We start from the raw sequence: 18,164 nt of genomic DNA on the forward strand, positions 1-18,164 counted from the left end.
TCAGGCACCCGGGCCGGAGCGTGGAGCGTCCGGGGCGGCCCGGTCAGCTCTCCCGCCTCCTGCGGGTCCGCGAGCGGTTCTCCTTGCGCACGGCATCCAGCAGTTCCCGCCGCGACATCCTCGACCGGCCGGTGATGTCCATCCGCTGGGCCAGCTCGTACAGATGGGCCTTGGACGCCTGTTCGTCGACGCCCTCGCCGGTGGGCCCGCTCTGCGGCCGCGGCTGCGCCGCCCGGCGGTCGGACGGGCCCTTGCGGCCGCTCTCCTTGCGCTCCCAGTGGTCGCCCACCTTCTCGTACATGTGCTTGAGCGCGCCGAAGGCCACCCGGTGCGCGCGCTCGCCCTCGCCGTACTCCTCCACGGCCGAGTCATGCGCCTTGATCCAGGTGCGCTGCGCCTTCTTGTCGGAGCGCTCCAGGGTCGAGGGGAGTTCCTTGCGTCCCGGCACCGGGATCACCTGCCTTCTCCGTCTGCCTTCTCCGTCTGCCGTCTGCTGCTTGGTCGCCGGGTCCTGGTCGCGGTGTCGTGCGGTCCGTCCGTGACGACCGGACCGTCGGCCCGGCCCCGTGCGTCGCGGGTACCCGGACGGGGCGCTCCGATGCCCGCCGTCCCGTCCGCGGCACCGGTGTGGGCGTCTCCGTCCGCTGCGGCGACGGCGGTTCCGGCCGCTACGACCCGGTCGTGGCCACCGACGGCCTGCGCTCCGCGACCCGCGGGCTGATCGGGATCCCCGACCGCCCGGAGCCCACCGGCATGGGCATCTGGCGCGCCACGGCACCGCGCCCCGAGGGCGTCGACCGCACCGACCTCACCCACGGCGGCCCGTGCTGGATCGCCGGCTACTGCCCCACCGGCGGGGACTCCCTCTACGCGTATCCGGTCGAGCCGAAGCGCGACCCGGCCGCACTCGACCCGGCCCGGTACGCCGAGGAGATGCGGGGCCTCGCGGCCGGCTACGGCGGTGTCTGGAAGGAGATCGGCGAGCACCTCACCGATCCGGAACAGGTCCACTGCACCTGGTTCCACCGGCTGCTGGTGGAGGGTCCGTGGCACCGCGGCCGCGTCGTCCTCGCCGGGGACGCCGCCCACGCCTGCCCGCCGACCCTCGCCCAGGGCGCCGCGATGTCCCCGGAGGACGTCTCCGTCCTGGCCGGTCTCCTCACGGGCCCCGCCGCGTCCGCCTCCTCCCTCGACGCGCTGCTCACGGCCTACCGGGAGCGCCGGATGCCGCGCGTGCGCCGGGTCGTGGACGCATCGGTGCAGTTGGGGGAGTGGCTTGATGCGCGGCGACCGCGGCGCGGACGCCGCGGGCCTCATCGGCCGCACCATGACCGCCCTGCGTGCGGAACCGTGAGGGCCGCCGCGCCGGCGGACGGGCAGATCGGGCGCAACCGCGCCCAAGGGGTTGGGATACGCCCGTTTCCGTGTGAACCGGTGGCGGAGGCCGCGCTACCCCTGCTCCGCGCCGCGAGCGGAGGCCGGGGCGGTTGGCGTGCCGGCGGCGACCGGGTCCGCCTCCGCCCCGGTCCCGGCCTTCGCCTCCGTCTCCGCCGCGTCCCGGCCGGCCTCCGGACGGCGCGGACCGCCGCCGGCCGTGCCGCGCTGCGGGGCGAGGAAGAAGACCATGGTGGGGAGCAGGTACAGCAGCCAGGCCGCCACCTGGTACACGGTCGGGTCCGGCTGGAAGTTGAAGATCCCCTTCAGCAGCGTCCCGTACCAGCTGTCCGGCGAGATCGTGTCGCTGACGTCGAAGGCCTTGTCCGCCAGGCCGCCCAGGAAGCGTGCCTCCTGCAAGTCGTGCACCCCGTACGCGAGCACACCGGCGGCCACGACGATCAGCATCCCGCCCGTCCAGGTGAAGAACCGCGCCAGGTTGATCCTCAGCGCGCCGCGGTAGAACAGCCAGCCCAGCAGGACCGCGGTGGCGATGCCCAGCAGCGCCCCGAGCAGCGGCGCGGACGTCCCCTCGCCGCTGGCCCGCACCGATGCCCAGACGAACAGGGCCGTCTCCAGGCCCTCGCGGCCCACGGCGAGGAACGCGGTCGCGACGAGCGCGCCGGTGCCGAGCTCCAGCGCGGCGTCCAGCTTGCCGTGCAGTTCCCGTTTGAGGTGCCGCGCGGTGCGCCGCATCCAGAAGACCATCCACGTCACCAGGGACACGGCCAGGATCGACAGCGAGCCGCCCAGCAGCTCCTGCGCCTCGAAGGTCAGCTCCTGGGAGCCGAACTCCAGGGAGGCGCCGAAGCCCAGCGAGATGGCCACGGCGATCCCGACGCCGGCCCAGACCGGCTTCAGGGCGTCCCGGCGGCCGGTCTTCACGAGGTAGGCGACGAGGATGGAGACGACGAGGCTGGCCTCCAGCCCCTCCCGCAGGCCGATCAGGTAGTTGCCGAACATGCCGGTCCCTCCACTGGATTGATCACGAGAACAGCTCCCGGCCCCACCAGTCGTCCCGGTCGCGGACGCCCGGCGGAACGGCGAAGACGGCCGAACCCACGTGCTGGATGTACTCGTTGAGCGCGTCGCTCCGCGCCAGGTTCCGCTGGACGGGGATGAAGGCGTCCCGCACGTCCCGCTGGTAGGCGAGGAAGAACAGGCCGGCGTCGAGGCGGCCCAGCTTGTCGGTGCCGTCCGTGAACGAGTAGCCGCGGCGCAGCATCCGGGCCCCGCCGTTGGCGTCCGGGTGCGCCAGCCGGACGTGCGAGGTGGGCAGCATCGCCCTGAGGTTCGGCTCGTCGTGCTCCCGCGCCTTGCCGGCCGGCGCCCCCTCGCCCTTGTCGCGTCCGAAGATGTCCTCCTGCTCCCGCAGGGACGTGCGGTCCCAGGTCTCGATGTGCATCCGGATCCGGCGCGCGACGAGATACGAGCCGCCGGCCATCCACGCCGGGCCGTCCTTCTCCGGGACCCAGACGTGCCGGTCCAGGGCCGCGGTGTCCCCGGCCGCGATGTTCCGGGTGCCGTCCTTGAAACCGAACATGTTCCGCGGTGTCTGCGCGTCGGGCGTGGTGGACGAGGTCTTGCCGAAGCCGAGCTGCGACCAGCGGATCGCGGTCCTGCCGAAGCCGATCCGGGCCAGGTTGCGGATCGCGTGCACCGCGACCTGCGGGTCGTCCGCGCACGCCTGGACGCACAGGTCACCGCCGCTGCGCGCCGGGTCGAGGTTGTCGCCGGGGAAGGCCGGCAGGTCCACCAGGGCCTCCGGCCGCCGGTCCGCCAGGCCGAACCGGCCCTTGGCAAAGAGGGACGGGCCGAAGCCGAGGGTGAGCGTCAGCCGCGACGGTTTGAGGCCGAGCGCCTCGCCCGTGTCGTCCGGTGGGGCCTCCGGCAGCCCGCCGTGCGCGCCCTCGCCGACCGGCCGGCCCCGGGTCATCAGCGCCGCGGCGGCCGTCCAGTCCCTGAGGAGGCCGGCCAGTGCGGCCCGGTCCCCGGTGGTCACGTCGAAGGCCGCGAAGTGCAGCCGGTCCTGCACGGCCGTGGCGATGCCCGCCTGGTGGGGGCCGTGGAAGGGGACGGCGTCACCGGCCGGCCCGGCGGCCGCCGCGCCGTCGCCGCCGAACGCGGTGGCCGCGCCGCCGGCCGCGGCCGCGCCGAGCGCCAGCCCGGCACCGCCCCAGCCGATCAGGGCCCGGCGCGTGGGAGCCCGGCCCTCCGCCGGTCCGTCCCCGCTGCCGGCCGCGCCGGTGTTCTCCTCCGCCATGGAGCCGCCCCCTCCTTCTGCCCGCTGCGTGGTGTGCCGGGTACCGCCGGGTGTGCCGGTCACCCGGCGACGGCCGCGGCCAGCTTCGACAGCGGCTCCGCGAGCGCGTTGACCGCGTCGGACAGCTTCTTCCGCTCCGCCTCGCCGACCTTGTCGTAGGAGACGAAGGCGTGGTCCCCCCGGCCCTCGCGGTAGGTGTCGAGCAGCTCGTTCAGCGAGGTGAACTGCCGGTCCAGCTCCTTGACGAGCTCCGGGTCGTTCTCCCGGGCGACCGGCTTCAGCAGCTCGTACGACGTCTGCGCGCCCTCGACGTTGGCCTTGAAGTCCACCAGGTCGGTGTGGCTGTACCGCTCCTCCTCACCGGTGACCTTGCCGGTGGCGACCTCGTCCAGGAGTTCCTTGGCGCCGTTGGCCATGGAGGTCGGGGTGATCTCCGCGGAGCCGACTCTCTTCTCCCAGTCCCCGAGGTCCTTGATCAGGAGATCGGCCAGTTCCTTGTCGCGGGAGGTGATCTTCTTCTCCGCCCAGAGCGACTTCTCCAGACGGTGCCAGCCGGTCCAGTCCTTCTCCGGGTCCCGGCCGTCCTCCAGGCCGTCCTCGCGCAGGTCCACCTTGGGGTCGATGTCTCCGAACGACTCGGCGACCGGCTCGGTGCGCTCCCAGCCGATGCGGGACGCGGCGTACGCCTTCTTCGCGGCGGCGATGTCGCCGTCCTTCACGGCGTCCGCGAAGACCTGCGCCTTGGGCAGGGTCTCCTCCGCCTGCTCCCGGACGTACCGGCGGTAGGCGGCGACGGCGGCGTCCATTTCGGGACTGCGCTCCGCCTTCTCGCCGCCGCCGGTGGCCCTGACCTTCTGCCGGATGCCGTCGCCCTTCATGCCCGGCTTGCAGGCGATCACGTAGTCGCCGGGCTCGACCTCGGCGGTGATGGTCGCCCTGGTGCCGGAGCCGATGTTCTCCCGCTCGGTGACGATGCGGCCGTCCGGGAAGAGCAGGTAGACCTCGGTGACCTTGGAGCCCGTGTTCTCGACCGCCAGCCGGACGTGGCCGGCGGGGAACTCCTTCTCCGACACCTCGCACGAGGAGTCGCCGGCGGTCACCTCGACGGTGTCCTGCCCGCCCTTGGCGTCGCTCTTCTCGGCGCAGCCGGTGATGAGGGTCAGGGCGGCCGCGGTGACGGCCGCGGTGACGAGCGGGAGACGGACAGGGCGCATGGGCGGGCTCCGGTGGCGGACGGATCGGCGTGGCCTCGGGTGAGGTGTACCTAAGTTAACCCACCCTTACCGGGCCCCGGCCAGGGGGGTGCGCTGTGACAGAGCTCTCCCGGACGGCGCCGCTCCGCTCCCGCGGCCGTCCGGAAGCGCCGTCCGGAAGCGCCGTCCGGAAGCGCCGTCCGGCCCCGCCCGCCGTCCGCCGCCGGGGCCTACGCGCCGGTCGTGCGGGCGTACGTCAGGAAGGCCGCGCCGCTCTCCAGGACCGTGTGGCCGGTGAGTTCCCAGCGGCGGGGGTCGAAGGCGGTCCCGGAGGCGAAGAGGGGGACGCCGGTGCCGACGGTCAGCGGACTCAGCTTGATGATCAACTCGTCGATCTCCCCGTAGAGGGCTCCGGCCAGCTCACCGCCGCCGATCAGCCAGATGTCCTTGCCGTCGCCGCCGTCCCGGCCGGTCTCCCGCTTGAGCTCCCGGACCTTTCCCACCGGGTCCTCGGGCACGAGTTCGACGGCCGGGTCCGGGCTCTCGCTCAGGGTGCGGCTGACCACCAGGTGCCGCAGGTGCGGGTAGGCGTCGGTGATGTCGGCCCTGAGACCGATCTCGTAGGTGCGCCGGCCCTCGATGACGGTGCCAAAGCGTTTCGCCTCCGCCGTGACCGACAGCGCGGCCCGGGCCGGGGCCGGCAGGGTCTCCGGGTACTCGGCGACGATGTGGGCGAGGTAGTCCTCGGGGACCGGCCAGAAGCCGCCGGGGCCCGTGGGGTCGGCGCCGTCCGGGCCTGCGATGAAGCCGTCGAGGGTGGAGGCGATGTAGTAGACGAGCTTGCGCACGGGGGACCTTTCGACGATCGGCCGGCGGCGGTGGCGGCTCCCGCGTCCGGGCGCCGGGGGGCTTCGTGATCTTCGCACGCGTGCCCGGTCGGGCGGGGCCGATTCAGCCGCAGAGGCCGCGGATCAGTGCCCGTGCCGTCGTCGTCGCCCGCTCGGCCACCGTGTCCGCGGCCTCACCCGGCTCGCCGAACAGGCCGCTGAGCAGCAGGGCGGCGTAGCCGCGGGTCAGCGCGGCCAGGGCCTCCAGGAGGGTGGTGGCCAGTTCGTGGCCGCCGTCGGGGACCAGCGCGAACGCGTCCGGCAGCAGCATGTCGATGAACGCCCGCCCGCTGTCGCGGAGTTCGGGATGGGCCGCGCGCAGCTCGGTGTGGAAGAGGATGTCGAAGCCGCCCCGGAAACGCGCGGCCGCCCGGACGTAGACCTCGCCCACCGCCGCGAGCCGGTCCTCCGGGGTGCCGAGGTCCGCGGCCGCCGCGGCGTACATCTCGTTGACCCGCCGCGACACCTCCAGCGCGGCGGCCGCCAGCAGCGCGTCCCGGTCGGCGAAGTGGCGGTACGGGGCGCCCGGGCTGACGCCGGTGCGGCGCGCGGCCTCCGAGACCGAGAAGCCGCGCACCCCGGCCTCGTCGACGATCTCCAGCGTCGCGCGGACCAGTGCGGCGCTCAGATCGCCGTGGTGGTACGTGCCGCGCCGTCCCTTCGCCCTGGTCACCATCCGGTAGAGCCTACTCAAAGTCGTTCAGGGGCCGCGCCCGGTGGGCCCGCCGGTTCCGCGGGTTCTCGCCGGGCCCCGGTCACCTCACCGATCGCGGTGGGCCGGCGGGGCCGGCCGGCCCCCGGGCGGCGGCCCGGGACCGTATCGGGCGGCCGCCCGGGGCACAGCGGCCGCCCGGGGCACAGCGGTGTCCCGGGCTCCCGGCCCGGACCCCGGCGGTACCCCGGGACGGCGCCCGGGGCCGGGGACGGGAGCGGCGCCCCGGGGCCGGGCCGGGAACCGGAGCCGCCGCCCCGCCGCTCATCCCCGCGCCGTCTCCCTCAGCGCCGCGAGCGCCCGGCGGGCGTCCTCGACGCGGATCGGCAGGTCGCGGGCCCGGGTGCCGGTCGCGTGGTGGAAGGCGTTCGCGACGGCCGCCGCCGCGCCGACGAGGCCGAGCTCCCCGATCCCCTTGCCGCCGACGGGGTTCAGCCGGTCGTCGCGCTCGTCCAGGAAGACCGCCTCGATGCCGCGCACGTCCGCGTGGGAGGCGATGTGGTAGCCCGCCAGGTCCGGGTTCGCGAAGTCCCCGAACTCGCGGTCGACTTCCGCGCCTTCCAGCAGTGCCATCGACTGGCCCATCAGCATCCCCCCGACGAGTTGCGAACGAGCTGTCAGGGGGTTGAGGATCCGGCCGGCCGCGAAGACGCCCAGCATGCGGTCCACCCGGATCTCCCCGGTGTCCGTGTCGACCCGCACCTGCGCGAACTGGGCGCCGAAGCAGTGCCGCGACAGCTCGGCCCGGCCGGCGAGGTCCTCCGTCGTGTCGGCGCGCACCTCCAGGCCTCCCGGCGGTACGGCGCCCCCGGCCGCCGCCAGCTCCGCCGCCAGCGCCCGGCACGCCTTGTCCACGGCCCAGCCCCAGGAGGCGGTGCCCATCGAGCCGCCCGCGAACGCCGCCATGCCCATCGAGGCCCGGCCGATCTCCAGCCGGACCCGGCCGGGGGCGGTGCCGAGCGCGTCCGCCGCCACCTGGGTCAGCACCGTGCGGGCGCCCGTGCCCAGATCGGCCGCGCCCACCCGTACCCGGTAGCTGCCGTCCGCCTCGGCGCGGGCCAGTGCCGAGGACGGGAAGGTGTAGTCCGGGTGGTGCGAGGCGGCGACGCCCGTGCCGACCAGCCAGCGCCCCTCGCGGCGCGCCCCCGGCGCCGGATCGCGGTCCGCCCAGCCGAAGCGCGCCGCGCCCCGGCGCAGACAGGCCACCAGGCCGCGGCTGCTGAACGGCAGTCCGCTCTCCGGGTCGGTCTCCGGCTCGTTGACGATCCGCAGCTCGACCGGGTCCATGCCGAGTCCGGACGCCAGTTCGTCCATCGCGGACTCCAGGGCGAACATGCCCGGGGTGTGGCCGGGGGCGCGGAACCAGACGGGCGTCATCACGTCCAGCCGGGCGAGCCGCACCGCCGCCCGGGCGTGCGGTGCCGCGTACATCATGCGGGTGGAGGAGACGACCTGCTCGACGAACTCCGTCGACCGCGAACTCTGGATGACCGCCTCGTGGTCGACGGCGGTCAGCCGCCCGTCGGGCCGGGCGCCGAGGCGGACCCGCTGGATCGTCGGTGTCCGGTAGCCCGTGAGCACCGGCATCTGACGTCGCGTCAGTGCGATCTTCACCGGCCGGGCGACCGCCCGCGCGGCCAGGGCCGCCAGCACGATCGCGCCCCGCGGCGCGCCCTTGGCGCCGAAACCGCCGCCCACGTGCTCCGAGACGACCTCCACCGCGTCCGGGTCCAGCCCGAACAGCGCCGCCAGCGTCAGGGAGCTCAGATACGGGGCCTGGTCGGAGTTGTGCAGCACCAGCCGCCCGTCGCCGTCCCAGGCGGCGATGGCGGCGTGCGGTTCCAGCGGGCTGGGGAGCTCGGCCGGGGTCGTGTACCGGGCCTCGATCCGGACCTGAGACGCGGCCAGGGCCGCGTCCGGGTCCCCCCGCTCGGACATCCCCGGCGAGCCGTCGTTCGCCGAGACCTCCGGGACGTACAGGTCCTCGTCGTCCTCCCGCAGCACCGCGTCGTGCGGCTCCCGCTCATAGGTCACGGACACCGCAGCCGCGGCCTCCCGCGCGCCCTCCAGGGTTTCCGCGACGACCGCCGCCACGATCTGGCCCCGGTGCGCCACCTCGGGCGACTGCAGGACGAGCATGTCGGCGCCCGCGCCCAGGAGCTGTCCCGAGCGGGCGAAGTCCGCGCGCAGCCGGGGCGCGCTGGTGTGGTCGAGCACGGCCAGGACACCGGGGACGGCGAGCGCCGCCTCCGCGTCCACGCCGGTGACCCGGCCCCGGCCGACGGTGGCACCGACCGGCCAGACGTACGCGGCGCCGGGAACCGGGAACTCGTACGCGTACCGGGCCGCACCGGTGACCTTCTCCAGGCCGTCCACCCGCACCAGGGGGCTGCCGACGGCCGGCGCGCGCCCGGGCTCCGGGCCGCCCGCGCGGCCCGCGGCGGCCGGTGGTGCGGGGGAGGCCGGGGCGGCCCCCGCCGGTGGGGCGGCGCCGTTCGCGGGCCGGGCCCCGGCGGTGGTGTCGGTGCTCAACGCGGTTCCTCCCCGCTGCCGTCGGCGGCGGGCTCTCCGCCGTCCGTGAGGAGATCGCGGACGGTGGCCGCGATCAGGTCGGTGGTCAGGCCGAGTTTGAAGGCGTTGCCGGGCAGCGGCCGGGCGTCCGCGAGCTCGGCCCCGGCGGCGGCGCGCAGCAGCGTGTCCTCCGGACGGTGCCCGAGCAGCCGTTCCTCGGCCGCCCGCGCGCGCCAGGGGCGCGGGGCGACGCCGCCGAGGGCGATCGCCACCCGGTCCAGCGTCCCGTCCTCCGCGCGCCGCACCGACACCCCCACGCTCACCAGGGCGAAGGCGTACGACCAGCGGTCGCGCACCTTGCGGTAGCGCATCACGGCGCCGGGCGGCGGTGCGGGCAGCTCCACGGCGGTGACCAGCTCGCCGGGCGCCAGTACCGTCTCCCGGTGCGGGGTCCGGCCCGGCGGCCGATACAGCTCCTCCACGGGCACGTCGCGCTCGGTGCCGCCGGGGGAGCGCAGACGGACGGTCGCGTCGAGCGCGGCCAGCGCCACGGCCATGTCGGAGGGATGACTCGCCACGCAGTGCTCGGACGTGCCGAGGACGGCCAGTTCGCGGTGCGCGCCGGTGACGGCCGGGCAACCGGAGCCGGGCTCGCGCTTGTTGCAGGGCTTGGTGACGTCCTGGAAGTAGCCGCACCGGGTGCGCTGCAGCAGATTGCCCGCCACGGTGGCGGCCGACCGCAGCTGCCCGGAGGCGCCCGCGAGCAGCGCCTGCGCCAGCAGCGGGAAGCGCCGCCGGATGCCCGGGTCCCCCGCCAGGACGCCGTTGCGCACCGCCCCGCCGATGAGCACCGAGCCGTCGGGGCGGTGCTCGACGCGGTCGTGGGGCAGCCGGGAGACGTCGACGACGAGGCCGGGCCGGGCCACGCCGAGCTTCATCAGATCGACGAGATTGGTGCCGCCGCCGAGGTAGACGGCGTCGGGCCGGTCCGCCACCAGGGCCGCGGCCTCGTCGGCGTCGGCCGCCCGGACGTAGGCGAACTCCTTCATCGCGGGCACCTCCCGGACGGCGCGGCGGTTCCGCCGGGCCCGCCGGGCCCGGCGGAACCGGCGGAACCGGCGGCCGGAACGGGCGCGGCGGGGCCGTGCTCGCTCGGGTCCGCTCCCGCGGCCTCCAGGACGGCGGCCACGATGCCCTGGTGGGCGCCGCACCGGCAGAGGTTGCCGCTCATGCGTTCGCGGACCTCCTCGGGCGTCAGAGCGGCGGTGCCGGCCACGCCCGCCGCCGGGTCCCCGGTCACCCGGCTGGGCCAGCCGCGGGCGGCCTCGCCGAGGGCGCCGATGGCGGAGCAGATCTGGCCGGGGGTGCAGTAGCCGCACTGGAGGCCGTCGTGGGCCAGGAAGGCCCGCTGCACCGGGTGGAGGCCGTCCGCCGCGCCTGCTCCGTCCGTCCCGTCCGCCGCCCCCGTCCCGTCCGCCGCCCCCGTGCCGGCCGCCGCTGCCGTGCCCGCCGCCCCGCCGGTGAGAGCGGCCACTCCCTCGATCGAGACGATGTCGCGCCCCTCGGCGGTCACGGTCAGCGTCAGGCAGCTGTTGATCCGCTCCCCGTCGGCCAGGACCGTGCAGGCGCCGCACTGTCCGTGGTCACAGCCCTTCTTGGCGCCGGTCAGGCGCAGGTCTTCGCGCAGCGTGTCGAGCAGCGTGGAGCGGTTGTCCACGGTCAGATGGTGCTTCTCCCCGTTGACGCACAGCGTGATCTCGCTGGTCGAGGCGGTATGTAAGAGGCTCATACATAACAATGTATCATCCTCTTACATTGCGGCGCCGGGACGTGGGGAGCCGGGAACCGGGTTGCGGCCGACGGGATCGGAGATCGCGGGTGCGGGACGTACTGGAGGATCTGGAGCGCTGGTGGCGGGCCGGAGAGCCCGTCGGGATGGCCACCGTGGTGGCCACCTGGCGGTCGTCGCCCCGGCAGCCGGGCGCGACCATGCTGGTCGGCCCCGGCGGCACGGCGGTCGGGAGCGTGTCGGGCGGGTGCGTGGAGGCGGCGGTGCACGAGCTGGCGGCCGAAGCGGCGGCCGGGGCGCCGCCGTCGCTCCAGTCCTACGGGGTCGCCGACGACGACGCCTTCGCGATCGGGCTGACCTGCGGCGGCACCGTGGAGCTGTTCGTCGAGCGCGTCGACCGGACGACGTTTCCGGAGCTCGGCGAGGCGGCGCGGGCCGTCCGGGCGGGGGAGCCGGTGGCCGTGGTCACCTGCGTGGCGGCGAACCGCACCGGCGGTGGTGGTGACGGCGGTGACGGCCGTGGAGGTGCCGGCCGCGGCCCCGGTGGCGGGGGCGACGGCGGCCGCGGCGGTCGCGGCGGCCGGCCCCGGGAGGGAAGCCCGGGCCGCGGCCCCGGCCCGGCGGCCCGCCTCGGCCGGCATCTGGTGGTCGGGCCCGACCGCGTCGCCGGCTCCCTCGGCAGCCGCGCCCTGGACGCCGCCGTCACCGCCGACGTCCGCGCGATGCTGGCCGCCGGGCGCGGCGGCACCCTGCGCTACGGGTACGACGGGCGGTGCCCCGGCGAGGAGCTGCGGCTCTTCGTGGCCGTCCACGCCGCTCCTCCCCGGCTGATCGTCTTCGGTGCCGTCGACTTCGCCGCCGCCCTGGCCCGGATCGGGGCGTTCCTCGGCCACCGCGTGACCGTCTGCGACGCCCGGCCGGTCTTCGCCACCCGCCGCCGCTTCCCGGAGGCGCACGAGGTGGTGGTGGACCGGCCGGACCGCTATCTGCGCGCCGAGGCGGCGGCCGGACGGATCGACGGGCGGACCGCCGTCTGCGTCCTCACCCACGACCCCAAGTTCGACGTCCCCGTGCTGGAGGTCGCGCTCCGCCTGCCGCTCGCGTACGTCGGGGCGATGGGCTCCCGTCGTACACACCACGACCGCCTGGACCGGCTGCGCGCGGCCGGCCTCACCGGGCCCGAACTCGCCCGGCTGGCCTCGCCCATCGGTCTCGACCTGGGCGCCCGGACCCCGGAGGAGACCGCCGTGAGCATCGCCGCCGAGATGGTCGCCGAGCGCACGGGCGCCACCGGAAGCCGCCTCTCCGGTCTGATGGGGAGCATCCACCCGCCCGAGCCCGAGCCCGAGCCCGAGCCCGAGCCCGAGCCCGAGCCCGAGCCCGGGACCGGGACCGGGCACGCACCCGGGCCTGGGGCCGCCTCCGTGCCGGAGACCGCCTCCGGTGCCGTGCCCGCACGCGGCTTCCGCCGGGCAGGCGGCCCCACGGCCTGACGGCCTGACGGCCTGACGGCCTGACGGCCTGACGGCCTGACGGCCTGACGGTTCGGCCGTCCCGCCTCCGGCCGTCCGGTCACCGGCGGAGCCTCCCGGAGCCGTCCCGGAGCCGCCGCGGGGCCGCCGCGGAAGTCCCCGCGCCCCCGCCGTACGGCGGGTGACGCCGCCGTACGGGCCGGTGTGGCGGAACCCCCGGATGCCGGTCCGATTCCGATCGCACACCCTGTGACGACTGTGTGTGCGCGGGCAACATCTTGGTGCTACTGCTCGGCCGGGTGCAGACGTTCGATAGGGTCGGCGCCGCCGACTCTCCGAAGTTCCTTTTTTGCCTCGGAGAGTCGTCAACTTGCCTTCTTGGGGGCAATGTTGACGTTTTTCTTCCGAAGACCGGATCCGAGAGCAGGGGGAAGCGTGGGGAACACGGCCGTCGTACCAGGGCGCCCGCCGCCGTCTCCGGTTGCCGGTGACCCGTGTCCGCCGTCCCGTTCATCAGTCCAAGGACGTTCATGATCGATTCCCATCTCTTACCGGAGCTCTTCCTCGGCGGCGGCCTGGCCGCCACCCTGGCGGCCCTGGCACATCAGACCCGTGGCAAACACCGTCTGAAACAGGCCAGAACAGCCGCGGAAGAGCAGAGCGAGCGAGCGCGGCAGCGGGCCGAGCTGGCGCGGTACGCCAACCGGGCGGCGGAGTCCGAGGCCCGGCACCTCGTCGAACGGCGGCTGCCCGCCGTGGTCGACGTCGAAGCGCGCGGGCATCCGGGTGTCGTCGTCCCCGGCCTGCTGGAGCCCGACCTCAAGAACACCCCGGTCGACAGCGCCTACAGCGCCGCGGAAGCCCTGGTGCGGGAGGCCGTGGCGATCACCCGGGAGAGCATCGGCCGGGACGCGCGCGCCGGGGTGCGGGGGATCGCCGACGAGGCGCAGACCTACCTCGTCCGGCTGCAGATGAAGATCGACGAGGAACTGGACAAGTACCCGGCGGCCGGCGCCTACCACCAGAGCCTCACGGACATCGACCACTTCGCGACCCGCGCCCTGCACACCCTGCAGCGGCTGCGGATCCTCGCCGGCTCCTGGCCCGGCGTCCAGCGCGCCAACTGCACCTTCCGCGAGATCGTCGAGAGCGCCCGGGGGCGCATCGACGCCTACGACCGGGTCTCCTTCACCTATCTCCCGCGCACCGCCGAACTGTTCGTCGAGGGCCGGGTGGTCGAGCCCGTCACCGTCGCCCTCACCGAACTGCTGAACAACGCCACCTCCTACTCCAGTGACCAGGTCACGGTCTACGTCCAGGAGGTGCGGAGCGGCTTCAGCATCGTGGTCGAGGACAGCGGCCTCGGCATGAACGTCTTTCAGCGCGAGGAGGCGGAGCGGCTGCTGCGGCAGAGCACCGTCATGGACGTCACGAACCTGCGCGACGAGCGGCAGCTGGGATTCGCGATCGTCGGCCGGCTCGCCGCCGACTACGGGTTCCGCGCCGACGTCGGCGCTCCCTCCGCGGGCGGCGGGGTCAAGGCCGTGCTCCTGGTGCCCGGCGCGCTGATGGGAGACGCCCCGGAGGACACCGGGGCGGTGCGCATCGGACCGGAAGCCGGTGCCTCCGTCCGCACGGGGACCGCGGGACGCCCGCGGCCCGTCGCCCGGGAGGAGCAGCCCGCCGGCGCCGGCCCGGCCGCCCCGGACCCGCTGCCCGCGCCGGCCGGGCCGGCGGCCCCCGCGGACGGCCGCGACACCCCGGCCGAGCCCCCGCTGTCCACCGAGTCCGGCCTGCCGAAACGGCGCCGCCGCAGCCGTCCCCGGACCCCGGAGGGCCCCTCCCAGGAAGCGGCCTCCGACACCACCGACCCCGACACCCTCGCTGCCGGCTTCGACCAGATGCGGCGCGCACTCAGCGCCGGATACGCCGCGCCCGACACCGGAGGAACCTCCACCGATGACTGAGCACACCGCCGACACCGTGGACATGACCTGGGCCCTCAACGAGCTCGCCAGGGAACGCGGAGTGGTGAACGTCCTGCTGTTCACCTCCGACGGCCTGCTGCTGGCCGCCTCCGACGGGCTCTCCCGGGACGACGCCGAACGCGCCTGCGCCGCCTTCTCCGGCATGAAGGCCCTCAACCAGGACCTCTCCGGCTTCTGCGGCCTGGACGAGGGCGACGGCGAGGGGCGGCTGACGTGGCGGCACATCGTCAGCGACATGAAGGACCACACCGTCCTCGTCTTCGCCGCCGGCCGGCGCACCGGGGTCGCCGTCTCGGTGCGGGGCGACTCCATGAGCCAGGAGGTGGCGGTGGCCATCACCGCCACCATGAAGATGATCCGAGGGCTCCGCCCGGTGCTGGAAGCCCGGGAACGGCCGGCCCCGGCCGGCACCTCATGACGCCGCCCGCGCACCGCCGCCGCGGGATGGTGCGGTCGTACACCGTCACCGGCGGCCGCGCCACCCCGTCCCGTACCAGTCTCGACGAGGCGACCCTGCTCATCGCCGACCACAAGATGCCCCTGACCGGTCTGAGCCCCCACGCGCACCGGGTGATGGACCTCTGTCTGCCCGGAGTGCTCTCCGTGGCGGAGGTCGGCCACCACCTGCAACTCCCGGGCGCGGTCACCAAGGTGATCGTCTCCGGGCTGGTGGACAGCGGCCACCTGGTCGCCCGCTCACCCGTTCCCGCCGCTCAGCAGCACGACATGGCACTGCTGGAGAGGATCCTGGATGCACTCCACGCGCTCTGACCGCTATCTGCCCGCCGGCGCCCAGTCGGTGAAGATCGTCGTTCTCGGGCCCTTCGCCGTCGGCAAGACCACCTACGTCGGCTCCGTGTCGGAGATCCGGCCGATGCGCACCGAGGAGCGGATGACCCGGGCCGGCGAACTCGTGGACGACCTGCGGGGGATGGAGGGCAAGGACACCACCACCGTCGCCATGGACTTCGGCCGCCTCACCCTCACCGAGGACATCGTGCTCTACCTGTTCGGCGCCCCCGGCCAGCCCCGGTTCGGGAGCATGGTGCGCTCCCTCATGGAGGGCGCGCTGGGCGGACTCGTGCTGGCCGACACCCGGCGGCTCGACCAGAGCTTCGACTCCATCGACCTGCTGGAGGACGCCGGACTGCCCTACACCGTCGCCGTCAACGAGTTCGACGGCGCCCCGGTGCACAGCGACGCCGAACTGCGCGACGCCCTCAGCATGGACGAGGACACGCCGCTGGTCCGGCTGGACGCCCGCTTCCGCGACTCCGCCAAACAGGGCCTCATCTCCCTCGTCAGCCAGATCCTCCGCCGCCAGAGTCTGGAGCCCGCCCGATGAACCGGCCGCCGACCCCCCGCTGCCCCGTGCTGCACGGCGCGGACTTCGCGGCCCGCCCGCAGGACGCCTACGACGCCCTGCGGGAGACCGCCCCGGTCGCCTGGGCCGAAATCGCCGACGGGGTGCACGCCCTGGTCGTGACCGGCCACCGCGCCGCCATCGACCTGCTCAACGACACCGAGACCTACGCCAAGGACTCCCGCGCCTGGGCAGCGCTGCAGCAGGGGCAGGTCCCCCCGGACAGCCCCGTCCTGGCGCTGATGGCCTGGCGCCCCAGCCTGCTCTACGCGGACGGGGAGCGGCACGAGCGCCTCCGCCGGGCCATGGACGACTGCCTCGCCCGGATCAGCCCGCACCAGCTCCGGGAAACCACCCGCGCCCACGCCGCCGCGCTCGTGGCCCGCTTCGCCCCCGACGGGCGGGCGGACCTGATGACCCAGTTCGCGGACATGGTGCCGCTGCTGGTCTTCGCCGACCTCCTCGGCTGCCCGCCCGAGTTCTCCAACCGGATGGTCACCGCCTGCCAGGGCATGATCAACGCCGGGCCGGAGGCGGGGCGGGCCGCGGCAGACCTGGCGGCCTGCCTGGCGGAGCTGCGGGAGTTCCGCAAGCTGCGCCCGGGCCAGGACTTCACCTCCTGGCTGCTCGCCCACCCCAGCGGGCTCACCGACGACGAGATCCTGCACCAGCTCGTCGTGGCCGTCGGCGCGGGCACCATCCCGACCGCCGCCTGGATCGCGCACGGCCTGCGGCTCCTGCTCAGCGACGACCGCTACGCCGGCGACCTCACCGGCGGTGCCGTCACCGTCGGCCGCGCCCTGGAGAAGGCGCTGTGGACCCACTCGCCCATGGCCAACTTCTCCGCCCACTACGCCCGTTACCCCACCCAGCTGCACGGGGTGCCGATCCCGCCGGGCGTCCCCATCCTCATCAGCCACGCCGCCGCCAACACGGACCCGGCCCTGGCCGGCCTCGGCTACGAGAACCGCTCCCACCTGGCGTGGTCCGCCGGACCGCACCGCTGCCCGGCCGCCGGCCAGGCCACGGTCATCGCACGGACCGCCATCGAGACCGTCCTCGACCGGCTCTGGGACCTGGAGCTCACCGAGGACTCCGTGCCCAACCGGCACGGGCCGTTCCACCAGTGCCCCGCCTCGATGCACGTCACCTTCCGGCCCCAGCCGGAAGACGTACCACTCCCTGCCGCCACGTTCTCAGGAGGTACCGCGTGACCAGCACCCCCGTCAGCACCCCGGCCGCCGCAGGCACTGCCCCGGGCGGCCCCGCGGCTCACGGCGAACCCGCCACGCCCGCCGCACCCGTCACCCTCGACACCAGCGGCCGCCGGCTCTACGCCCAGACCGACGAGCTGCGCGCGGCCGGGCCGGCCACCCCCGTCCTGCTGCCCGGCGGCCTCACCGCCTGGTCCGTCACCCGCGGGGAGACCGCCAAGCACCTGCTGACCCACCCCCATATATCCAAGGACGCCCGCAAGAGCTGGCCCGGCCACCAGCCCGGCTCCCACCCCTGGCTGACCTCCTGGGTGGACGTCGTCTCCATGTTCACCAGCGACGGGGACGACCACAAACGGCTGCGCTCCCTCGTCGGCAAGGCGTTCACCCCGCGCCGGATCGAGGCCATGCGCCCGGCCGTCGAGGCGATCGTCACCGCGCTGCTGGACGACCTGGAGGCCCTGGACGCGGGCGAGCACCCCGTGGTGGACCTGCGCGCCCGGTTCTCCTACCCGGTGCCCACCCGGGTGATCTGCGATCTCTTCGGGGTACCCGCGGAGCAGCGGCCCGAGATGCTCCGCGTCATCGACGCCGTGCTCGACACCAGCGCCACCGCGGAGCAGGCCATGGCCACCCGCCGCGATCTGTTCGCCGCGATGCACACCCTCATCGCGAGCAAGCGCGCCGCGCCCGCCGAGGACATGACCGGCCTCCTCCTCGCCGCCCACGAGGAGGACGGCGACCAGCTCAGCGAGGAGGAGCTGGTCTCCACCCTGATTCTGATGATCGGCGCCGGCAGCGAGACCGCCGTCTCCCTCATCGACCACGCCGTCGAGGCGATGCTGGCCCACCCGGAGCAGCTCGCCACCGTCCTGGCCGACCCGGACCGCTGGGACGACGTGATCGAGGAGAGCCTGCGCCTGCACCCCCCGATCATGCATCTGCCGCTGCGCTACGCCACCGCGGACATCGACCTCGGCGAGGGCGTCGTCCTCCGCCCCGGCGACCTCGTCCTGATCGGCTTCGGCGCCCACGGCCGCGACCCGGAACTCCACGACGGGCGGGACGTGTTCGACATCGACCGGGCGGACAAGCAGCACCTGGCCTTCGGCCACGGCATCCACTTCTGCCTCGGCGCGCCCCTGGCCCGCCTGGAGGGGCGGATCGCGCTGCCCGCGCTGTTCGAACGTTTCCCCGGGCTGAGCCCGGCCCGCGGGCCGGAGGAGCTCCGGCCGCAGCCCTCCTTCATCGGCAACGACTACCGCGAACTCCCGGTCCGCCTGCGGTCCGCCGGTGGTGCGGCGGCGGCATCGCCGTCCGCGGCGGACTGAGCCGGCC

Annotated in this window: 16 protein-coding genes and 1 pseudogene; 8 read left to right on the forward strand and 9 right to left on the reverse strand. The window is 74.8% G+C overall.

Going from position 1 to position 18,164, the window contains the following annotated elements; translation table 11 throughout:
• Positions 1-43 precede the first annotated feature (43 nt).
• Positions 44-448, reverse strand: a complete 405-nt coding sequence (locus KBZ10_RS20595) for a ChaB family protein (RefSeq protein WP_210989156.1) — start codon at positions 446-448, stop codon at positions 44-46.
• Positions 449-573: 125 nt separating this feature from the next.
• Between KBZ10_RS20595 and KBZ10_RS20600 the strand changes: the two are divergent.
• Positions 574-1,354, forward strand: a pseudogene (locus tag KBZ10_RS20600) (FAD-dependent monooxygenase); the annotation flags it as partial.
• Positions 1,355-1,449: 95 nt separating this feature from the next.
• Here KBZ10_RS20600 and efeU read toward each other — a convergent pair.
• The 8 genes from efeU to KBZ10_RS20640 form a co-directional block, all read right to left on the reverse strand.
• Positions 1,450-2,397, reverse strand: a complete 948-nt coding sequence (gene efeU, locus KBZ10_RS20605) for an iron uptake transporter permease EfeU (RefSeq protein WP_210989157.1) — start codon at positions 2,395-2,397, stop codon at positions 1,450-1,452.
• Positions 2,398-2,419: 22 nt separating this feature from the next.
• A complete protein-coding gene (gene efeB / locus KBZ10_RS20610; RefSeq protein ID WP_210989158.1) occupies positions 2,420-3,697 on the reverse strand; it encodes an iron uptake transporter deferrochelatase/peroxidase subunit in 1,278 nt (425 codons plus the stop codon).
• 59 nt (positions 3,698-3,756) lie between these two features.
• Positions 3,757-4,911 carry an iron uptake system protein EfeO gene (gene efeO / locus KBZ10_RS20615; protein WP_210989159.1) on the reverse strand — a complete coding sequence of 385 codons (1,155 nt, stop codon included), beginning with the start codon at positions 4,909-4,911 and terminating at the stop codon, positions 3,757-3,759.
• A 209-nt stretch (positions 4,912-5,120) separates the two neighbouring features.
• Positions 5,121-5,738, reverse strand: a complete 618-nt coding sequence (locus KBZ10_RS20620) for a dihydrofolate reductase family protein (RefSeq protein WP_210989160.1) — start codon at positions 5,736-5,738, stop codon at positions 5,121-5,123.
• A 103-nt stretch (positions 5,739-5,841) separates the two neighbouring features.
• A complete protein-coding gene (locus KBZ10_RS20625) occupies positions 5,842-6,453 on the reverse strand; it encodes a TetR/AcrR family transcriptional regulator (protein ID WP_210989161.1) in 612 nt (203 codons plus the stop codon).
• Between the two features lie 300 nt (positions 6,454-6,753).
• A complete protein-coding gene (locus tag KBZ10_RS20630; protein WP_307847531.1) occupies positions 6,754-8,871 on the reverse strand; it encodes a xanthine dehydrogenase family protein molybdopterin-binding subunit in 2,118 nt (705 codons plus the stop codon).
• Between the two features lie 146 nt (positions 8,872-9,017).
• Positions 9,018-10,049, reverse strand: coding sequence for a xanthine dehydrogenase family protein subunit M (locus KBZ10_RS20635; protein WP_210989162.1), 1,032 nt, complete (start codon positions 10,047-10,049; stop codon positions 9,018-9,020).
• Entirely contained in the window at positions 10,046-10,789 is a 744-nt protein-coding gene (locus KBZ10_RS20640; protein WP_210989163.1) for a 2Fe-2S iron-sulfur cluster-binding protein, read from the reverse strand. The genes KBZ10_RS20635 and KBZ10_RS20640 overlap by 4 nt, the downstream gene beginning before the upstream one ends.
• An 89-nt stretch (positions 10,790-10,878) precedes the next feature.
• Between KBZ10_RS20640 and KBZ10_RS20645 the strand changes: the two genes are divergently transcribed.
• The 7 genes from KBZ10_RS20645 (at position 10,879) to KBZ10_RS20675 (ending at position 18,157) form a co-directional block, all read left to right on the forward strand.
• Entirely contained in the window at positions 10,879-12,282 is a 1,404-nt protein-coding gene (locus KBZ10_RS20645) for an XdhC family protein (protein ID WP_307847528.1), read from the forward strand.
• Between the two features lie 509 nt (positions 12,283-12,791).
• Positions 12,792-14,228 carry an ATP-binding protein gene (locus KBZ10_RS20650; RefSeq protein ID WP_210989164.1) on the forward strand — a complete coding sequence of 479 codons (1,437 nt, stop codon included), beginning with the start codon at positions 12,792-12,794 and terminating at the stop codon, positions 14,226-14,228.
• Complete coding sequence (locus KBZ10_RS20655) at positions 14,221-14,667, forward strand: roadblock/LC7 domain-containing protein (RefSeq protein WP_210989165.1); 447 nt, start codon at positions 14,221-14,223, stop codon at positions 14,665-14,667. Before KBZ10_RS20650 ends, KBZ10_RS20655 begins: the two co-directional genes overlap by 8 nt.
• Positions 14,664-15,020 carry a DUF742 domain-containing protein gene (locus KBZ10_RS20660; RefSeq protein ID WP_247702703.1) on the forward strand — a complete coding sequence of 119 codons (357 nt, stop codon included), beginning with the start codon at positions 14,664-14,666 and terminating at the stop codon, positions 15,018-15,020. The genes KBZ10_RS20655 and KBZ10_RS20660 overlap by 4 nt, the downstream gene beginning before the upstream one ends.
• Entirely contained in the window at positions 15,001-15,594 is a 594-nt protein-coding gene (locus KBZ10_RS20665; RefSeq protein WP_210989166.1) for an ATP/GTP-binding protein, read from the forward strand. The genes KBZ10_RS20660 and KBZ10_RS20665 overlap by 20 nt, the downstream gene beginning before the upstream one ends.
• Positions 15,591-16,826 (forward strand): cytochrome P450, encoded by a 1,236-nt coding sequence (locus KBZ10_RS20670; RefSeq protein ID WP_210989167.1) that lies wholly within the window; start codon positions 15,591-15,593, stop codon positions 16,824-16,826. Before KBZ10_RS20665 ends, KBZ10_RS20670 begins: the two co-directional genes overlap by 4 nt.
• Positions 16,823-18,157, forward strand: coding sequence for a cytochrome P450 (locus KBZ10_RS20675; RefSeq protein WP_210989168.1), 1,335 nt, complete (start codon positions 16,823-16,825; stop codon positions 18,155-18,157). The genes KBZ10_RS20670 and KBZ10_RS20675 overlap by 4 nt, the downstream gene beginning before the upstream one ends.
• Positions 18,158-18,164: the final 7 nt, after the last annotated feature.

Source organism: Streptomyces sp. F63, from assembly GCF_018070345.1.
In the GTDB taxonomy this organism is placed as follows: domain Bacteria; phylum Actinomycetota; class Actinomycetes; order Streptomycetales; family Streptomycetaceae; genus Streptomyces.